Origin of the sequence: Streptomyces sp. NBC_00425, from assembly GCF_036030735.1 — a bacterium.
GTDB lineage: Bacteria > Actinomycetota > Actinomycetes > Streptomycetales > Streptomycetaceae > Streptomyces.
In genome coordinates, this window is the sequence record NZ_CP107928.1 from 598,365 (window position 1) to 617,016 (window position 18,652).

An 18,652-nucleotide genomic window follows, 5' to 3' on the forward strand; every position below is an offset into this window, starting at 1 on the left:
TAAGGAACTCCATGATCTTGGAAACCGTGTCTGCGGCGTTCCCAGCCAGACTGTCCGACAGATCACTACGAACCAGACGTCACGCGATTACGCCGAAGCCCCGGCCTTGGAGGGGAGCAAGATCACCAGACTTTGCAACATGCCTGGCGGCCAAACCAGCGTCATTCACCATTTCCTGGCTCCGTCGGAATTCCGCCGAAGCGATCGCCTTCGCGCACTGGCGGAAAGCCGGCGCGGGGTCGTTTCGGGCGGTTCACCAGCTGGTGCCGATGACATTGCCGGACCGCGGGTCCCAGCCGAGGACGCCGGTGACGTCCTCCTCACCCTGGCCGGTATAGCGGTACCACCGCAGGCCGCCCGCCTCGTCAACCCCATACACGATGTGGCCGAAGCCTCCGACGTCGCTGACGCCACCGAAGACGTGACGCATCCCCTGCCAGCCCCGGCCGATCGCATGTCCGGAGTTCGCGTGCCATCCGCTGGCTCCCGTCGGGTCCTGTTCCCCCCAGCCGCCGTAGGAGTACCAGAGCAGGTTTCCGTTCTGGTGGACCCCGAAGACCGTGCTGCCGGAGCCGTGGATGTGAAGGAAGTTCTGCCAGCCTCTGCCGATCTGGTTGCCCGAGTTCGGATGCCAGCCGAGCACCCCTGAAGGGTCATGCTCGCCGCTGCCGCTGTAGGCGTACCAAAGCAGATCGCCGTTCTGTGCGACGGCGAAGACCTTGAAAAAGTCTGGCCCGGTGCTGGAGGAGCGGCCTGCTTGCGGGGCGACAAACACATGGCGGAAGTTCTGCCAGCCGTTGCCTATCACGTTCCCCGAATTGGGGCGCCACCCGAGTGTTCCCGTCACGTCGCTCTCACCGTGGCCAGCGTACGAATACCAGTGCAGGTTTCCGTTCGGGTGGATGGCCAGGACGATACCGTCCCCACAGCCGAGAACGTGTTTCATGTCGCCGAACCCACGGCCGATCAGGTTACCGGTGTTGGCATCCCACAAGGGTGGGCTCGACAGGGAGTCGAACGGCTCGCCCTGCCCGTTGTAGCGGTTCCATTCCAGGTCCCCGTTGCCGGTGATGCCGTAGAACACTCCTACGCTCGGCAATCCGCTGTCCACGGGTGTCGTACCGTTGCCGCCGTAAAGCAGCCGCAGATGCCTGCCGATGGGTGCACGGTCCCAGACGACGCGCATCGCACCGTCACCGGCGTCCGCGACGGTCAGGTACGTGCCCGTGGGCTGGCCGTCGCTCCACTTCAGCTCGGGAGTGCGCTGTCCCGGCCCCCACACCCCAGAGCCGCCCAGCGCGAGGTCCGGCGCACCGAGGTGAGCCACTGCCGCGCCCAGCCCCTGTCGTACCCGCCAGATCAGTACCCCGTCGCCGGGGACCTGGGAGTCATAATGCCGCTGCGCGGAGTTCGGATATCGGCGCTCGATGAGGAAGAACTCCTCCTCCCTCCGCGTGTCGTCCCACAGCAGAACAGCCCCGTCCGCGTCCGTCCGCACCAGCGCGCTGTTCCGCGGCGACAGCGGAAACAGTCGCGGCTCCGCCCAGCCGAGGACGAGTTTGTGCCACATGTCCAGGTGCACCGAGCCTTGGTCGTTGCTGAAGAACGGATAGGCACCCATCAGTGTGAGGAGATGGTTCCCCTGGCCGGTGTTGTACATGTCCACCGTGCCTATGGAATGCGACAGTTCATGGGCGATCTGATAGAACGGCGTTAGCGGGCCGACGCCGGCGACGTGGATTCGGACGGTCACCTCGGCGGATCCCCGTGGGAAGTCGAAGGTGAAATGAAATGGGGTGTTGTCGCGGTTCGCGGGCAGGGCGCCTGTGATGTTCTCGATGAGGACGACGCACAACTCGTCGAAGGCCACGCTCCGGTCGTGATCAACGTCTTGATTCGCGAACAGTTCAGGCCTCGTCTCCGCGACCCGCTTCAGGATTCCGGCGCTGCGCGCCTCAGGCCCGGGGTCATTCGCGTACTCTCCCAGGTCGATCGGCCCTACGACATCGACTCGGTCGAACCAGAATCGGCTGTTGCTGTTCTCGCGGAAGTACTCGCGGAGGCTCGCCGGGTTCACGGGACCGTCGGTGGTGAACGGCGGGGCAGGGTCTCCGAATCCCAGGAGGTCATAGTAGAGCGGCGGGTGAACATCGCTGAACGACGGGAAGTTGCTGTACTCACCCAGTACGATAAGTAACGGTCGGGCGCCGGAGGCGACCTTCCCGAGCTGCCGGACTGTTCGGTGACCAAATGCCTCAAGAGTCGGTGTAATCGCCATACCTAAAGGCTCCTGCACCCGCTACGGGCATGCAACTCACGCCCGGTGCGCCCTGGGACCGAGCGGGCCTCTCCGCTGATGGCAGCCGTTGCCGGCAGACGCCTCCCGCCCGTCACTCGTGAAGGGCCCGGCTCCGCGGGCGTCGGCAGCCTTGCCCCGCCGCAGCCTGACGGCCGCGATCACAGGCCTGGCCAGCGGGGTGGAGAGGGTGGCCAGGATTGGGTGCAGGGTGCGTACGCCCTTGGACCGTCCGACCTCGGCACCCTGCTTGGTCCGACCGAACACGCGCCGGTGGGTGGGGTCGATGTCCACGAACGCCACCCGGTCCAGGCCGGCAGTAGCGGGGTGTCTCGCACGAGGCGGGCGAGGAAGTTCCGGTGCACCGCGTGCAGTTGCCGGTTGTGGCCGTGGGTGAACGAGCGCAGGAAGGTGCCCAGCGTGGAGGGCGCGCGCACCCCGCCGAACAGTCGGCCCATCGCGCCGTGCCGCAGCCGGTCGGCGTCGTCGATCGAGTCAGCCCCGGCGCACATCGCCCCGACCAGCGTCATCACCTTCACATTCGGGTGGGCGCCGCCGCTGTTACCCGCGCCGTCGATGCGCAGCCGCTCTGCGACGAGACCGGGCAAGCCAACCCGTTCGGCCAGGCGGACCAGCGGGACCAGCCCGGCGTCCGCGATCAGGTTCGGCTCGTCGAACACGGCGGAGACAGCTCCGGGGCTGTGGGAGGATTTCACCTACGAGGTGCCTTGCTGGTCGGGCCGGACGGAAGCGTGAGAACTCCCATCCTCCCAGCTCAACAGGCACCTCTTTGCGTCATCTCCTCCCCGCCCCGATCACCGGCTGGTGGATTCGGGCTAAGCGGTGATTATGCAGATCGTAATCGTCATCTTCACCACCACCGAGGTGGGATGCACGTTGACAACTGAGAAATTCAAATTCAGGCCACCGGGCAAAGGATTTGTCACCACATGGAAGTCCCGGACCTCAACAGCGTAAACCTCCTGTAGGCTCCCCGGTTCCGCGTGAGCTGTGGCAGTAATTGATATGTTGTCACCGAGGGTCCCAACAAGGATCCCGGTAGAGAAGACCTCGCTTTGCCCTGGCCTCAACTCTGAGAACCCAGTCTCACCTCGCCAGGGAATGTTCACAAATTGGATGTTAGCCACAACAAGCCTCCTCTGTGAGGTCGAATGCCATACCTCCAGGCAAGCACGGGTGCGTTCATCCTGCATCTGGGCCTTCTCGGGTGAAGGAATCGTGTGATCCTTCGTACGAGGACTGCGATGGCGCTCTTTAGTACTGCAACGGTGTCTGCCGTGACTGCTGGCCAGGTTCGTCGTTGGTGTGGTTATGGGTGGGGACCTTGCTGATGTGCGTGTGTGGGCGAGTGAACTGGATGCGGTGCACGGGCGGTTCGTGCACCGGTTCAGCCGGTCGGAGCCGCGGGAGTCGGCGCTGGCCTATATGCGGGGGCTGATCGCTCCGTTGCAGCGCAAGAACGGCTGGACACGGGTGTGTCAATTTAACGGCTGATCTTGGTTGTTGAGTGGTCAGTTGTTGCTCGGCGTGAGGCGGCCCTCGAAGGCGATCTGGAACGCGTTCAGGGGTGCCTTCCAGCGCATGGTCCACCGCTTGCGGCCCTTGCCCGTGGGGTCCAGGCTCATCAGCGCCATGTAGATGCACTTGAGGGCGGCGGCCTCGTTGGGGAAGTGTCCGCGGGCGCGGACGGCCTTGCGGATGCGGGCGTTGACGCTCTCGATCGCGTTCGTGCTGCAGATGACCTTGCGTATCTCGACATCGAAGGAGAGGAAGGGCACGAACTCGGCCCAGGCGTTCTCCCACAGTTTCACGATCGCCGGATACTTCTGGCCCCACGCCTCCTGGAACTCGAGGAACCGCTCCGTCGCCGCATCCTCGCTGGGTGCGGTGTAGACGGGCTTGAGGGCCTTGGCGACCTTGTCCCAGTCCTGCCGGGCGGCGTAACGGAACGAATTCCGCAGCATGTGAACCACACACGTCTGGACAATCGTGCGAGGCCAGATGGCCTCCACGGCTTCGGGAAGGCCCTTGAGCCCGTCGCAGACCAGCATGAGCACGTCGTCCAGGCCGCGGTTCTTCAGCTCGGTGAACACGTGCAGCCAGTACTTCGCGCCCTCGCCGCCGTCGCCGGCCCAGATGCCGAGGATGTCGCGAGTGCCGTCCACGGTCACCGCCATCACCACGTAGATGGGGCGGTTCGCGACCTGCCCGTCCCTGATCTTGGTCTGTCGACGATCTTGTGATCCGGACGGTTGAACGGGTCGTGCCGACTGTTCGCGATCATGCATCGCGTGCTCTCGTGATGTGCTCTTGGAGCTGTTTCCGCACCTGTCCGCGCTGCTGATCGAGGAGGTCGAACGACGGCCGGAAAAGGTGGTGTTGAGGACGCGGGTGCGGGCCACGACTGGGGCCTGCCGGTGCGGCCAGAGGTCGTCTCGGGTGCACGGTCGGTACGTACGGAGGTTGCGCGATGTCCTGGTACCAAGCAGTATTGCTCGCAGACGAATTGCCTCTCCACCCAGCCGCAACCGCCTACTCTGGGCCGGTCATGGCGTCTTGCTTCAGGCGTGAGGCGACGTAGCTGGCTCGGTCGGCTCCAGCAGCGGCGTGCCATCGTTGGGCTGCTGAGTCGGAGATGCCCAGCAGGTCGGCGAGCAGTTTCCAATGGACACTGCCGACCATCGCAAGCAGGGCTCCGTTGCGGGCGTAGCGCATGTTCTTGATCCCCAGGCCTTTCAGGCGGCGTGCGAGGCGATCGGCGCTGAGCGGCTGGCCGGGATGCGCGCCGGGGAACAGATGTGCCGTCTGCACGCTGCGGACCGGGACACGCTCCGCCCGGCGCGCAGCCATCAGACGTGTCACCAGGTGAGAGAGCCGGGGCCGCAACCAGAGCGGGTCACTGCCGAGCGTGAGCCCGAGGATGCCAGGCGCCACGCCCAGCCCGGCACGGACGGCGCTCTGCACAGCGGACAGTCTGTCGGTCTTCCCCGACGGCGCAGCGCTCAGATCCCGGGCCACGCGTCCTGGTTGACGAGGGCAAGCACCAGTGAGGCGATGTTCCAGGCGTCGTCGTCACCTCGGTGATGACGGCCTTCCAGAGGCAGCCCGGTCAGGCGCAGGGCTTGGGCCATCCCTGGACGCTTGCGCAGCTTGTGAGCTTCGGTGAAGGCCGTCTTGACGTTGGTGTGTCGCTTCCCGAAAGGGTAGACGGTGCCAGTGGCCTGGCATTGGCGGCTGAACTGGTGACGGTCGTAGTCGCCCCAGCTGGCCCACGGGCGAGCCCCTGCCTGGTGCTCAGCCGCCAAGAGCCGACACGCTTCAGCGAATCCGACGCCTGTGTCCACCTCCGCTTGGGTCAGCCCGGTCAACTCGGTGCAGAAGTCGCTGACGAAGGACCGCGCCGGCCGTACAAGAACCCGATGCCGGGCGACCCGTTCACCCGCGCGCAGGTCGACGACGGTCAGCCCTATCTCGATGATCTCGCTGACTGCCCCGCACGGCGGTGCGCCGTCCCAGCATGTCGCTTCGACATCGACGACGTTCAGCAGCTGCTCGACAGGGTCCACATGATCGAGGGTAGAAAGAGATTCACTCACTGAGTAGCGAATTTTGCCTGCCGTCCCCTGCTACTGCTCCACCGGCGACCACTGGCCACGCTGGGCGCGGCAGGCGGCAGGCGGCAGGCGGCAGGCGGCAGGCGGCAGGCGGCAGGCGGCAGGCAAAAGACCATCGCTGGGGTGCCCTGAGGTTCCCCCGCTGCGCGGGAGTGGCTGACTAGCAGGTCAGGGCGGGTTGACGTGGTTTCAGGTTCACTGGTTCGGCCGCTGCCTGGTCGGCGTAGTGCTTCTCCTCGAACTCGATGGGGCTGAGGTGGCCGAGCCGCTTCTGGATGCGGCGGGGGTTATAGAAGCCGTCGATGTACTCGAAGAGCGCGAGATTCGCGTCGGCCCTGGTCGCGAAGACGCGGCCGCGGATGCACTCGGTCTTGATCAGCATCCACAGGTTCTCCGCCAGGGCATTGTCGAAGGAGTCGCCCACAGAACCCATGGACGCCTGAACTCCTGCTCTGACCAGGCGTGTTGTGAGCTTGACAGACGTGTATTGCGTGCCGTGATCGGCGTGGTGGACGAGTTCGCCAGGGGCGACCTCGCGGCTGGCCAGCGCGTACTCGAGGGAGGTGAGGACCAGGTCGGCGTCCGCGTGGGCGGAGGTCTCCCAGGCCACGACTCTGCGGGAGAAGGCATCGCGGATCGCCGACAGCCACCGTGGCCCCTCCAGGGTGGGGATCATGGTCAGGTCGGTGACCCACAGCCGGTTCGGCGCATGTGCCGTGAAGTCGCGTTGCACCAGGTCAGGGGCGACGTCGGCGTGCGGGTCGCGGCGGGTGAAGCTCTTGCTCCTGCGGGGGCTGATCCCGGCCAGGCCGGCCTGGCGCATGAGCCGCTCGACCCGCTTGCGGCCGACGTGGACGCCCTCGCGCTTCAGGACGGCATGGATCCTGGGTGATCCGTAGATCCCGCCGGAGTCCTGGTGGATCTGCCGGATCTGCCCGGTCAGCTCGGTGTCCTGGCGGCGACGTTCACAGGGGTTCGGTCTCGGACCGGCGCCAGCGGTAGTAGGTGGAGGAGGGGATGTGCAGTTCCCGCAGTACGGGCTCGACCCCCAGGTGCGGGTGCTCGTCGAGGAGAGCGGTCACCTGGGCCGGGTCGGGTCGAGCTGCGCGGCGAAAAAAGCCGAGGCCGTCCGCAGGACCTCGTTCGCCCGGCGCAGGTCGCGCACCTCGCGCCGCAGCTGGGCGAGCTCGTTCTTCTCTTCGGTGGTGAGCATGTCGTTCCGTTCGCCGGCGTCGGCCTCGGCCTGGCGGATCCAGTTGCGCAGGGCTTCGTGATGCACGCCGAGTTCCTCGGCCATGCGGCGGATCACGGGCTTCGGCTCGGCGGTCCGTTACATCCGTACCGCACGCTCACGCAACTCCAGCGGGTACTTCCTCGGGGCAGGCATCGTCTGGGCTCCTCTCATGAAACCCATCTGACCTGCTGTCACCTTTCCCCGCATCTCGGGGGAACCTCACCCTGAGCGTTGCAAGGAAGTACCGATTACTCACCCGAGGTCGTTGTGCGCCCGCATACGTTTCAGGCACCTGAGTCGCCGCGCGCCCGCGGGGACCACTGGACATGAAACAGGAGACGCCATGAAGGACGTTGCCGAGGTCGGGATCATCTGGGCCAGCAGGACGGGCAGCTACAACCACAACGAGACCGTCGTGCCCGTCGACCTTGACGCCAGGGTGAACGCGAGCGTCGAGCTGGGCTTCGTCCCCGCGGACACCACGTTCGCCGTCAGCGGGGTCGGCTGGTCGAACCACAACGAGATCCTCATTTCCGACTGACTCTGTCAGCGCGCATGGGGGGCGTCCTCGGTCCGCTTTCGCAATGGCGGATCTGGCCGGGGCACCCTCCATGTCCGCTGATGCGGATCGACGGGTTTGGGCGGTAGGGGTGGAACCGGCCAGCTGGTGACGGCTGCTACGTGTGGTTCCTCCCATGGCAATCACGCGGGTCGCGCAGCTGACCGGTCTGGGCGTGGTGGGAATCCCGGAGTTCCAGGCGTCCCGGCCGAACGGGCGGACATCGTCGCGGCATTCGGCCGCCCAGCACGCAGCAGTGTGCTCGGCCCAGCACACCGAAAGGCCCGTGGCTGTGCCCGCCTCGACGTGCGCTTCGCCCGGCGTCGGAGCCGCGACGACCTGGAGGACGCGGTGTTGGAACGTGGCTTCACCACTGTCCAGTGTTTCCCCGCAAGCGCCCACTCCGTCTACCTGTACGACAAGGTCCACCCCGACACCGGTCCGCTGGTCGCGCAGACAGCGGCCGCCGGCGACGGCACGTGGGACCGATAGGGAGCCCCGGCCGTGCCGACATCCGAAACGATCCGCGATCGTGCCCGTGCCCGGCTCCGGTCCGCCCCCCACGCGGAAAGGACTCGCCGTCTTCCCTCGGCGGCGCGGATCGTGGTGGGCGGGGAACTGCTGTCCAGCATCGGGACGGGGACCACCGTCCCGTTTCTGCTCGTCTATCTGGACGAGGTGTGTCGCACCCCGGACGGCGTCGTCGGCCTGCTGCTCGTCGCACGGGCCCTCGTGGCGCTGGCCGGGGCCACCCTCGGGGGCGTCCTGTGTGACCGGATCGGGCCGAAAGCGGTCGTCGTCGCGGCCCTGGCCGTGACTGCGGTGTGCTCGGTGGGGATGGCCACCTCCGCCAGTCCGCTGCCGGGCGGCGCTGCGATGCTCGCCCACACTGTCGCCTTCACTGTCCTGGCCCCGGCCCTGGACGCGATGCTGGCCCAGGCGGCACCGGGCCCCGCCCGCCAGGCGGCATTCGCCTGGCGCAACACGGCCGTCAACCTCGGGGGTGCTCTGGGCGCCGCAGCCGCCTCGGTCACGCTCGTCGTGCTGGGCACCGGCAGCGGACTGACGATGCTCTACGTCCTGGACGCTCTCTCCTTCGCCGGATTCGCCCTGCTTCTCGCCCTACGGGTCACCTCCTTTGCCCGACCCGCGGCCCCGCAGGGGAAGGAGCCGGCCGGGTCCCGGGCTGTGGGGCCGGGCGGCGGGTACGCCACGGCGGTGGCAGACCCGGTCCTGCGTCGGATATGCCTTTTGGTGGGCTTCACTGTCGCCGCCGGGTTCACCCAGCTTCAGATCGGCCTCCCCGCCCTGGCTACTGCCGACGGCACGCAGGCCGCACTGGGCTGGATGTTCGCCGCGTTCATGGTCACCAGCGCGGTCCTGCAGATCCCCGTCGAGCGACGACTGCCAGGAAGGAGCCGGGCCAGTGTCCTGGCTGCGGCGCTCACGTGCATGGCCCTCGCCTGGACCGTCATCGCCGTCTCCCACCACCCCTCGCCGGTGATCCTCGCCGTCGCGGCGGCCATTTTTGCCGTGGGCGGCACGCTGTTCAGCCCCGTGCCGCCCACTCTGGTCAACGACATCGCTCCATCCGCGTTGCTCGGCCGCTACAACGGCGCCCACATGCTCGCCTGGACCGGCGGCTTCACCGTCGGCGCCGCCGCCACCAGCACCCTGCTCGCCGCCGGCGCTCTCCGCGCTCTCTTCCCCGTCTGCGCCGCCGCCCTGGCACTGACCGCGGGTTTCCTGTGGCATCGCAGACGTCGCTACCTGCCCGTACCGCTCATGCGCATCCCGGTCGCTACGCCGCAGCACCCCCTGCCGAAGGGCTCAGCATCATGACCCCGCCCCGACAGACCGAGCCCGCCGAAGCCTCCCTGCGGGCAGCCGTCGCCCACCATCGCCACGATCCCGCCGGGCGTCTGGGTGCCCAGCTCGCCCTGGCCCGCCTCTGGCGTGAGCGCGGCGACTACCGACGCGCCGGTGTCTTGCTGGCGCTGACGCTCAACGCCGCCGAACACACCTACGGCCCCGACTCCCCGGATGTCGCCGAGGTGTGCAACGAGTGGGGCGTACTGGGCAAGTACGCCGGGCACTTCGACCGGTCCCGGACCCTCTATCTGCGAGCCCTGGCCATCTGCGAGAACACCTACGGCAGTGACCACGACACCGTCGCGACCCTGTGCCACAACCTGGGCGGCCTGGCCCACGCCCGCGGAACCCACCACGAGGGCGAGCCCTGGGCCGCCCGCTCGGTGAGCATCCGCACCCGTCTGCACGGTCCCGACCACCTGCTCGTCGCGGCCGACCGGGCCGCCTGGGCCGCACTCCTGGACGGCTGCGGCCGCCCCGGTGATGCGGAAACCCAACTGCGCGCCGCTCTCACCGTCTTCCAGCACGTCCACGGCGCCGAGCACTACGAGATCGCCGTCACCACACACAACCTCGCCGCCATCCAGCACCGCCGAGGCCACCACACCGCCGCCATCAACGGCTACACCCGAGCCCTCACCCTCAAAGCACGCCTCCTCGGCGACTCCCACCCCGACCTCGCCACCACCCTGGTCAACCTGGCCACCGCACACCGTCAACGCGGCGACCACGACCAGGCGGCCCCGCACTACGCCCGAGCCATCGCCATCCTCACTCCCCACGTCACCCCCGATCACCCCACCCTGTCAGCTGCCCGGCGAGGGCTTTCTTTGTCCGGTACGGAAGGTCCGTATGCATGAACCGCCTGTATGAACGCACGACCAATCGGCGTACGGCATCTCAGCTCGACGCAGCGCTGCGGACCGAGGTGACCGCGCACGCCGAGGCTCACCAACTCGGCGACGTCCTCGACGCAGCTGCTTCCCGACGACCTCGGGATGAGCGTCACCGCACTGTGTGGTCGGGTGCACCAGAGGCGGCTTCGTTCTACATAGGAGTCAGCGACGACTCGGCAGGCCATGCACTCCTCGACGAACTCCACGCGGCGGTCACCCGGGCGAAAGGCAGCTGAGTGCGAGACGTGAGGCCCTCTCGGCAGCGTGGAACAACCACGGGCACTGTAGGCGGTGGCGTGGGCCAGGCGGCCCCGCTCGGGAAGCCTGGGCGGCGCAATTGGGATGAACGCAGCACCAAAGCGTTGCACTCATCGCAGATCGGGAGCTGTTGGGTGCCGGTTGCGACACAGCAGGCGTCACCCAACTGCTGGACGGTCTTCCGGTGCAGATTCTCGGCCGTCTCAGTTCCGGAGCAGCCATAGGTCCGACATGGGGCCGCCGTTCCACCTGAAGAACAAGACGTTCCCGGTTTGACTGGCGGAATAGTTGCAGTAGGTCACACTCCAGGTGATTTTTGTTGGCGGCCCGCTTCATATTCAAGGGCTTTTGCGAGGTCGGCCCGGGTGCGTACGCCGAGTTTGAGATAAATGTGCTGGAGGTGGTTGTCGACAGTTCGGACAGAAAGTGTGAGGTGCTGGGAAATCGTTTTGCTGGAGTTCCCGGCGGCGGCCATCAGGGCGATCTCTTGTTCGCGTTTGGTCAGGCGGACGGAGGGGGTGCCGAGCGCGGACAGGAGTGGGGTCCGGGCGTCTTCGCACTGGGCCGCGAGGGCTGCGGCCCGAGTGGCGTCGGCGGTGGCTTTGCGGGGGTCACCCTGGTGTGTCCAGGCGCCGGCTGATGCGGCTGATGCTTCAGCGGCGAGGATGGGCGAGCCCATCCGCTGGAAGGTGCGTGAGCACTCCATGAGGCGGCCGGGGTCGTTGGCGGCAAGGGCGGTTGCCAACCGTGCCCGGGTGTGGGTGAGCGCTCCGTCGCACTGGGTCGCGAGTTCGGTGAGGCGGTGCTGGACGCTCGGGGCGTCACCGAGGCGTGCGACGTCGGTCAGCAGAAGGACCTCGGACAGGGTGTGGCCGGTGCGGCGGGCGTCGTCGGCCGCAGCGTGCAGGACGTCGCGGGCGCGGCTGAGCTTTCCTTGGGCCGCGTGCAGCCAGGCAGTGCCGAGGGTCTCCTCGCCGGCCATGAACCCGCTCGGTAGGTACTGTTCGAGTTCCGGGAGCAGGGACTCGGCCGTGTCCGTGTCGCCGGCCAGTGCGGCGCAGGCGATCAAACCCGAGACGTAGAGCCTGGTGGTCCTGGTGTGCTGGTGCGTACGTGCGATGGCGGCGGCTTCCGCATACCAGCGGCGGGCACTGGAGGGGCGCCCGGCCAGCCACTCCGTTCGCGCGATGAAGTAGGCGAGCCACTGGCGGGCGAGGGGGGAGGGCGAATCCTGAAGCGTGTCGAAAGCGCTCAGGCAGGTCTCGCGGGCCTCGCTGATCAGACCGGCCTCCGAGAGCGCCAGTGCAAGCGGCGCCAGTTGGATCGCGGGATGCGGAAGAAGCGTTCCTCCACCGATCGCCTGGTGCATGCTGTGCCCGTGCTCGGCCAGTGCCCTGGCCTGTGCCACGCGGCCGACAACGGCCAGAGCCACGGCTTTCGTCGTCGACGCCAGCAGCCAGATGTCAGGGCTCTCCTGATGTGGGGCTCCGGGGAGGCTGTCGAGCAGTTGGAGCCCGGCCTCGGGCAGCCCGGAGACGGCCTGCATGGCTCCTTCCATGAAATGCAGCTGTTGCTTCGCCGTCCGGCTTCGCAGCACTGTGCGGGCGTCGGCGCACACGGAGAGTGCCTGGTCGAGTCGTGGGCTCGACCAGAACAGGTTCATGCTCCGGGCGGTGACTGCGGTGATCTTCTCCTGATCGTCGCGGGCGTGGGCGTCGGCCTCGGCGAGGACCGCTTCGGCGCGCTCCAGGCGGCCGGTGTACGTCAGCACTCTGCCCAGCAGGATCCGGGTCTCCAGCGTCTGCTGGTCCGGTTTGATCGCGGTGAGCAGCTGGATGACCTGTTCGCTGTCGTTGGCGTTCATCGCGATGGCGGCGGCCTGGGCCAGGAGGGCGGGATCGGCGGTGCCGATGGCCGCCAGTCGCCAGGAAGCGACGTGCAGGGTGTCGTCGCGGCGTCTGAGTCCGTGGGTTTCGAGACGCTCAGCCAGACGAAGACCCAGGTCGTAACGCTGGAGGGGTGAGATACCGGCGGCTATGACCTCGCTGTACAGGGGGTGGGACATCGCGACGGTGATTCTTCGGCCGTGCGCGGTGACCTGGATGATGCCCGAGCTCTCGACTTCGGCCAGGTGAGCGCGGTCGATGAGAGAGGCGGCGTCGGTCACGGACAGGGGGCCGCAGAGGGCGAGGGCTTGCAGGAGCGGGAGCGCTGCGGGCGGGGTCGCCGCGATCTTGGCGGTGATCAGGTCGTTGAGGTGAGGGGTGACGGCAAGCCGGTGATCGGACATTTCCCAGACTTCGCCGTTGAGGCTGAGGGTGCCTGATTCGACGGCTCCCAGGACGAGTTCCTTCAGGAAGAGGACGTTTCCGCCGCTTGCGGTGTACAGCGCATGCAGGGTGCGGTGGCCGACGAGACCGCCGAGGACGCGTTGGACGAGTGCCTCGACCTGGGTGCGGTCCATGTGGGACAGGTCGATGCGGCGGACGCGGTCCCCGCGTCGCAGTAGGGCCTCGACAGCGTCACTGACTGGTTCACCGGTGCGGGCGGTGCCGACCAGGACAATGACGTGGGAGTCCAGGAGCTGGCCGAGCAGGACGGCTGATGAGCTGTCCAGATGGTGCATGTCGTCGACGAAGACCACGGTGGGCTTGCCTGGGTCTGCGGCCATGGTCCGGGCGACGGCTCGGAATCCGCTGACCGGGTCTGCCAGGTCGACGTCCGGGGGTAGCAGGTGGGCGATCGCGCTGAGGGGTACCTGCCCGGCAGCCTTGCCGGCTACGGCCCTCGCAGTGCGTCGTCCGCTCTGGGCGGTTGCCAGTTCCAGAAACTCATCGGCGAGGCGGGTCTTACCCACTCCCGCCGGCCCGCAGATCATCCAGCCCCGGGTGTGTCCGTCGGACAGGTCCCGGGCGAAGGAATCCATGAATGGCTGTCGCCCGATGAGCGGCCATCTGTCTGCCCAGCCCTGCATTCGACTGCTCCCTCAAGGGGCGACCGGTCAGACAAATGCTACCGGACCGCATGAGCAGCATGGTGATCGAGGGGCGGGAGATTCGACATCGTAAGCCTCGACATCGCCTTTGCACCGGCAGCGGAGCTTCGCCTGGTGTGCTACTGCCAGCGGCTGTTCCAAAGCATCACCTAGAACACGATGTCTATAAGCTGAGCAGGTCCCGCGCTTGCCGTTTGCCAGGCCTGACTGGGCTGGTGTGGACGTCAACTTCTCCAGACCTGCAGAATGGCTGACGGCCCAGGACTCCGTCGTGCCGACTCGGAACAACCAGTTTTACGCCGAAGCAGGCGGGAGCGGCGCGGGTTGCAGGACAGTGTTATTGAGTCCGGCATGACGAACTCTGCCGGACATGTGGGCGGCGGGATACAGGCGAGGGCGGCCCGGGAAGAACGGCGGTGACGCCTCGTTCCAGCTCGGCACGCCCGTCGCCCGTACGCCAAGAGCCGGCGGGCCCGTCGTCGACACGTCAGAGGTGGTCGCCATGATGACGTGGACGTCTTATGCGGTCGGCGTCATTCTGCGCGTAGCCGACCCCACGGACATGAACGACGTCGGCCGGTCATATCCTCGTCCACGCCGCGCTCGCCCCGGCGCTTCCCAACGCCTGCCCCTCGGCAGCGCTCGGTCACCCTCCGCCGCCGCCCGGGTCCATGTTCCGACCGAGAGCCGAGGAATCGGCTGCGAGTCTGCCTCCGCCGCCGCCCGGATCCATGGTCCGGCTCGCCGCGGTGGACATGCGGTGTCCATCCGACGGGCCGACCCCGGGCGCGGCATGTGCCAGCGAGGGCACAACCACGGCGGCGATGGCTGCCGTCGCTACGATGGCGGCCCTTCTCATTTTGTTCATTTCTCCTGCTCCTAAGCGATATCTGGAGGCTTTCGCGATGAGCGACGAGGCGCGCACATTTACCTCGTGCGCTCATCCTGTGCACGAGAGTGCGAGGGGGCTTGAGTAATGGGTGCTCATCCTGGGCCACGTGCGCGGCAGGGGCGCAGCTCCGACGGCTCGTCCGCCTCACCGAGTGGAACATGTCCTCTGCTGCGTCCTCGGCCTTGCTTCACCCGCGGCAGGTCTGGAAGGGCAACGGGGCTTCTTTGCGCAGCAGTTCGAACAAGTCGGGATCGACGTTCCCTCCGCTGATCACCGCCACGTGCCCCCCGGCTGCGGGGAGGTCGCGCTCGTGGTATAGGTACGCCGCCGTGGTGACCGCCCCGGACGGCTCGACGATCATGCCCGCGCGCCGTGCCAGAAGGGCCACGCTCGAGCAGATCTCCTCTTCGGTGACGGTGATGATGTCGTCGACGAAAACGCGCATGTGCTCGAAGGTGTGCTCCCCCACGGTCGTCATGCGCAATCCGTCGGCCATGGTCCGGCTGACGCGCTCGGTCGGCCAGGTCACGCGCCGTCCGGTGCGCAGGCTTTCTCCGGCGTCCGCCGCCAGCTCCGGCTCGACGCCCACCACCCGTATACCGGGGCGTGTGAGCTTCAGTGCAGCGGCGACACCTGAGATCAGTCCGCCTCCGCTGACGGGCACCAGCACCGTGCCGATGTCGAGTCCCGCAGCCACCGCTTCGTCGGATATGTCGAGGCCGACCGTTCCCTGGCCCGCGATGACGTCCAGGTCGTCGAAGGGGGGCACGGTCACATAGCCGTGTTCCGCGGCCAACTGCTCAGTGAGGGCCGGGCATTCTTCGGGGGAAGCGAAGCGCACATCGGCCCCGTACTCCAGGACCCCGTCGATTTTCACCTTGGCGGCCGTGGAGGGCATGACGATCGTTGCTTTCACGCCGTCCTGCCGGGCTGCGTGGGCAAGTGCTTTGCCGTGGTTCCCGCTCGATCGCGCAATGACGCCGCGAGCCTTCTGCGCCTCGGACATCCGCGACAGTCGATTGTACGCGCCACGTATTTTGAACGAGCCGGTGATCTGCAGGTTTTCTGGTTTCAGAAAGAGAGACCGATGCCCGCAGGAGGCCCATGGAGCCCTGAGCAGCGACGTACGGGAGACCACTGGCTCCAGGCGCTGCCGGGCCGCGTGCAGGTCGTTGAGCGTGACGAGAGTCATGAGTCGGTCATCCTTGTCGGGTAGTGACGGTCATCTGGCGAGCCGCTCACAGGGGGTGGACGCAAACCCTCGGCACTCAGCTCCGGTCGGAGCCTCTGCGCGGCCGTCATGCGCCGGGGGATCGCTCGGTCCGGGTGACCTCGACGAACATCATGGGACGATCGCCGGCCGTATGCAGAGCGGCCTCGTCGGGACTCCACCAGCAGCCGCAGGGCAGACCGGTCGCGTTGCCGGGGCGGATGACGACCGTGTCTTCCCCGGCCGTTGCCCAGGTGACCGTTTCCGTGGTGCCGTCCGGGTGGCGGGCCGCGCGGGGAGGGAATTCGTCCGCGGTGTCATAGCGGCAGCCAGTGCCGTCGTGCCGATCAACGATGTCGGGCGGTGCGGCACCGTCGTCCATGTGGACCGGGGCTGCCGCCCTCGCCGCGACGATCGAGACCATGGGAGCGGCGAGCAGCACGCCGGCTACGGCTACGGTGAGGGCTACTGCTTTCAGGGGCTCGTGCATCGCTGTCCTCCTGGTTGCTCGGTGCACGGGCGGACCGCACTGCAGCGGCAACCTCCACGCGCCGGCGGTCCGAGCCGGCGAGGGTGGTCTGGTCGCGGCGAGGGTGAAGGAGTCTTCTGTCGTCCTGGCGGCAGTAGGGGGTGCGGTGCAAGTCATGGTGATCACGGCCTCGGAGAGCTGCTGTGTGACTCTTCCAGGAGACGCCGCGCAGCCCTGGGGCGACTGAGCAAGCAGTACTCAAACGCGGAACAAGGCCGGTCACCAGGCCGGTCTTCGAGGGCGAGGCGCGTGTCGGGGCCGGCTGTCCCCACCGGAGGGCTGAGCACGCTTGGGCGAGCAGCGTCTGCTCCAGCCGAGTATCTCCTACTCATGTGGGGATGCTCCTGCGCCCTTCAGAATGCCGATACGTGGAGCCGCACGCGAGTACGGCCAGGAACAGGAGGTTCACGATGGCTGCAGAGGACGACTTCGGCGTCGAGGAAGCCGGCGCGCGCAGGGACGGGCACGCTGAGGGGCTTGCCGCCAACCGGGCGCTGTGGGATTCCCTGGCCGCGACCCACGGCACGACAGCCACCGATCAGTCCTACGACGTGGAGGCGTTTCTCGGCGGTCAGCAGACGCTGCGCAGCATCGAGCGTGAACTGGCCGGTGACGTAGCGGGCAAGGATCTGCTCCACCTGCACTGCCACTTCGGCATGGACACCTTGAACTGGGCCCGCCTGGGCGCGAGGGTCACCGGAGTCGACTTCTCCCCCGTAGCGATCACCCGTGCCCAGGACCTCGCCGAAAAGGCGGGACTGGTCGCGGACTTCGTCGTGGCGGACACCCAGCGCCTGCCCGACAGCCTTGCGGCCGGGTTCGACGTCGTCGTCGCCACGTACGGCGTGTTGTCCTGGATCGCGGATGTCGACGCGTGGATGCGGGGGGCCGCGCGGGCGCTCAGACCGGGAGGCCGACTGGTCCTGGTGGACATCCATCCGGCCTTCCAGACCGTCCTCAGCTTCGAACCTTTCGTAGCCGACTGGCCTTACGGCGGCGGCGAGGCTCAGTACGTCGCTCTGACCGGTACTTATGCAGATCCGAGCGTCGTGACGGAGGCGCGGCAGACGGTGCAGTTCCCCTACTCGATCGGTGAGATCGTGACTGCCGCCGCTTCGGCGGGCCTGGTTGTGGAACGGCTGGCAGAGCATACGGAGACGGAATCCGACGGCCGCCACATCCTGCCTCGAGGCGCCGACGGTCTCTACCGGTTCCCGTTCAGCGACACCTACCTGCCGATCATGTACTCGCTGCTGGCTGTCGCGCCACGCACGCCGACGAGCGGCAGTTGATCGCGTCCTCCCTCTCACGTTCAGGGGGCCTGTCGGCAAAAGCCGACGGCCGTCCCGCGTTGCGGCGCGGCGTTGCCACAGCCGTCACCGACCCGGGGTAGCGGGCTGCAGTCAGACTTCGGACGGTCGGCTGTGCAGCGGCGAGTCGTGAGCACTTGAGTGCCTCATGCTCAGGTGCTGCATGCCGGCCGCGACGCACGCTTGTCGCTGACCTTCAGACTTCTACGGCAAGGCATGTCATGCGTTCCTACAGCAGAGTTGCGTCTCATCTCGAGCGGCGCGGGGGCAGTGAACACGGTCCGGCCGTGTTCGTCGGCGAGCTGGACCTGACGGACGTGGCGACGGCGAGGGAGGTGCACCTGACCGGCCGCCGGTCGTATACGGTCGAGTCCGCGCTGATCGGTTTCGACGGAATACCCGCTCTCCTGGAGAGCCTGGAAGAGATGCAGGCCCGACCGTTGCGTTGGCTCGGTATGACGACGCGTGACGGTCACATTGCCGCCAACATCGGCATCCCGGGCGGTTGCCTGCGGATGACCGGGCCGCGCTGCGGGACGTCGTCTACGTGCTCTGCAAGAGCGTGAGCCGGCGGGATGCTCCCGCAGAACAGGTCCGCTGCAGCGGCCGGGCGGCGCCTGCGGGAGTGGACCGAAGCGGGCGTCCTGCCGCAGCTGCACGAGGTGCTGCGTGGACATGCACGACACTTCGATCGACGGCTCGCACGTCCGCACGCTCGAAGGGGGCATCACACCGGACCTTCGCCGGTCGACCGGGCCCGCCCCGGCAGCAGGCACCACTTGGTCGTCGACCGGCATGGCACTCCCGCAGCTGTCTCGTTGACCAGCGGGAGTCGTCACGAGGGGGTGTAACGGATCTTGACTGGGAAGTGCACCGTCGTCGTCGCCACCGGCGTCACCGAGGCTCGACACCGTCGCGGAATGCTCGGCGAGCAGTTCCTCAAGGTCGAAGAGATGCCTCTCGACG

Annotated in this window: 15 protein-coding genes and 3 pseudogenes; 7 read left to right on the forward strand and 11 right to left on the reverse strand. The window is 67.3% G+C overall.

Annotated elements, in window-relative coordinates:
- Positions 1-253: 253 nt before the first annotated feature.
- The 3 genes from OHS82_RS02675 to OHS82_RS02685 form a co-directional block, all read right to left on the reverse strand.
- Positions 254-2,278, reverse strand: a complete 2,025-nt coding sequence (locus OHS82_RS02675; RefSeq protein ID WP_328433174.1) for a tachylectin-related carbohydrate-binding protein — start codon at positions 2,276-2,278, stop codon at positions 254-256.
- Between the two features lie 179 nt (positions 2,279-2,457).
- Positions 2,458-3,012 (reverse strand): hypothetical protein, encoded by a 555-nt coding sequence (locus tag OHS82_RS02680; protein WP_328433175.1) that lies wholly within the window; start codon positions 3,010-3,012, stop codon positions 2,458-2,460.
- A gap of 120 nt (positions 3,013-3,132) precedes the next feature.
- Positions 3,133-3,426: a hypothetical protein gene (locus OHS82_RS02685; protein ID WP_328433176.1), complete on the reverse strand. Its 294-nt coding sequence runs from the start codon at positions 3,424-3,426 to the stop codon at positions 3,133-3,135.
- A 202-nt stretch (positions 3,427-3,628) separates the two neighbouring features.
- Here OHS82_RS02685 and OHS82_RS02690 point away from each other — a divergent pair.
- Positions 3,629-3,787: pseudogene (locus OHS82_RS02690) on the forward strand (IS701 family transposase); the annotation flags it as partial.
- Positions 3,788-3,828: 41 nt separating this feature from the next.
- Here OHS82_RS02690 and OHS82_RS02695 read toward each other — a convergent pair.
- The 5 genes and pseudogenes from OHS82_RS02695 to OHS82_RS02715 all read right to left on the reverse strand — a co-directional run.
- Positions 3,829-4,545 (reverse strand): annotated as a pseudogene (locus tag OHS82_RS02695) (IS256 family transposase); the annotation flags it as partial.
- A 304-nt stretch (positions 4,546-4,849) separates the two neighbouring features.
- The gene (locus tag OHS82_RS02700; protein ID WP_328433178.1) at positions 4,850-5,281 is read right to left on the reverse strand and encodes a hypothetical protein; all 432 of its coding nucleotides are present in this window, start codon (positions 5,279-5,281) and stop codon (positions 4,850-4,852) included.
- 38 nt (positions 5,282-5,319) lie between these two features.
- Entirely contained in the window at positions 5,320-5,883 is a 564-nt protein-coding gene (locus OHS82_RS02705) for a 3'-5' exonuclease (protein ID WP_328433179.1), read from the reverse strand.
- Between the two features lie 208 nt (positions 5,884-6,091).
- Entirely contained in the window at positions 6,092-6,874 is a 783-nt protein-coding gene (locus OHS82_RS02710; protein WP_328436015.1) for an IS3 family transposase, read from the reverse strand.
- Positions 6,875-7,009: 135 nt separating this feature from the next.
- Positions 7,010-7,246 (reverse strand): annotated as a pseudogene (locus tag OHS82_RS02715) (transposase); the annotation flags it as partial.
- A 262-nt stretch (positions 7,247-7,508) separates the two neighbouring features.
- Here OHS82_RS02715 and OHS82_RS02720 point away from each other — a divergent pair.
- The 4 genes from OHS82_RS02720 (at position 7,509) to OHS82_RS02735 (ending at position 10,456) form a co-directional block, all read left to right on the forward strand.
- Entirely contained in the window at positions 7,509-7,706 is a 198-nt protein-coding gene (locus OHS82_RS02720) for a hypothetical protein (protein ID WP_328433180.1), read from the forward strand.
- 369 nt (positions 7,707-8,075) lie between these two features.
- Positions 8,076-8,216, forward strand: coding sequence for a hypothetical protein (locus OHS82_RS02725; RefSeq protein ID WP_328433181.1), 141 nt, complete (start codon positions 8,076-8,078; stop codon positions 8,214-8,216).
- 12 nt (positions 8,217-8,228) lie between these two features.
- Positions 8,229-9,566 carry an MFS transporter gene (locus tag OHS82_RS02730; protein ID WP_328433182.1) on the forward strand — a complete coding sequence of 446 codons (1,338 nt, stop codon included), beginning with the start codon at positions 8,229-8,231 and terminating at the stop codon, positions 9,564-9,566.
- Positions 9,563-10,456, forward strand: coding sequence for a tetratricopeptide repeat protein (locus OHS82_RS02735; RefSeq protein WP_328433183.1), 894 nt, complete (start codon positions 9,563-9,565; stop codon positions 10,454-10,456). The genes OHS82_RS02730 and OHS82_RS02735 overlap by 4 nt, the downstream gene beginning before the upstream one ends.
- Positions 10,457-11,048: 592 nt before the next feature.
- Here OHS82_RS02735 and OHS82_RS02740 read toward each other — a convergent pair.
- The 3 genes from OHS82_RS02740 to OHS82_RS02750 all read right to left on the reverse strand — a co-directional run bounded on the left by OHS82_RS02740 (position 11,049) and on the right by OHS82_RS02750 (position 16,337).
- Positions 11,049-13,724, reverse strand: coding sequence for a helix-turn-helix transcriptional regulator (locus OHS82_RS02740; protein ID WP_328433184.1), 2,676 nt, complete (start codon positions 13,722-13,724; stop codon positions 11,049-11,051).
- A 1,100-nt stretch (positions 13,725-14,824) separates the two neighbouring features.
- Entirely contained in the window at positions 14,825-15,829 is a 1,005-nt protein-coding gene (locus OHS82_RS02745; RefSeq protein WP_057574978.1) for a threonine ammonia-lyase, read from the reverse strand.
- Positions 15,830-15,935: 106 nt separating this feature from the next.
- Complete coding sequence (locus OHS82_RS02750; protein ID WP_328433185.1) at positions 15,936-16,337, reverse strand: hypothetical protein; 402 nt, start codon at positions 16,335-16,337, stop codon at positions 15,936-15,938.
- Between the two features lie 449 nt (positions 16,338-16,786).
- On the opposite strand from OHS82_RS02750, the gene OHS82_RS02755 reads away from it, so the two are divergent.
- Together OHS82_RS02755 and OHS82_RS02760 are read left to right on the forward strand one after the other, a co-directional pair.
- Positions 16,787-17,668: a class I SAM-dependent methyltransferase gene (locus OHS82_RS02755; RefSeq protein ID WP_328433186.1), complete on the forward strand. Its 882-nt coding sequence runs from the start codon at positions 16,787-16,789 to the stop codon at positions 17,666-17,668.
- A 305-nt stretch (positions 17,669-17,973) separates the two neighbouring features.
- Positions 17,974-18,252: a hypothetical protein gene (locus OHS82_RS02760; RefSeq protein ID WP_328433187.1), complete on the forward strand. Its 279-nt coding sequence runs from the start codon at positions 17,974-17,976 to the stop codon at positions 18,250-18,252.
- Positions 18,253-18,652: the final 400 nt, after the last annotated feature.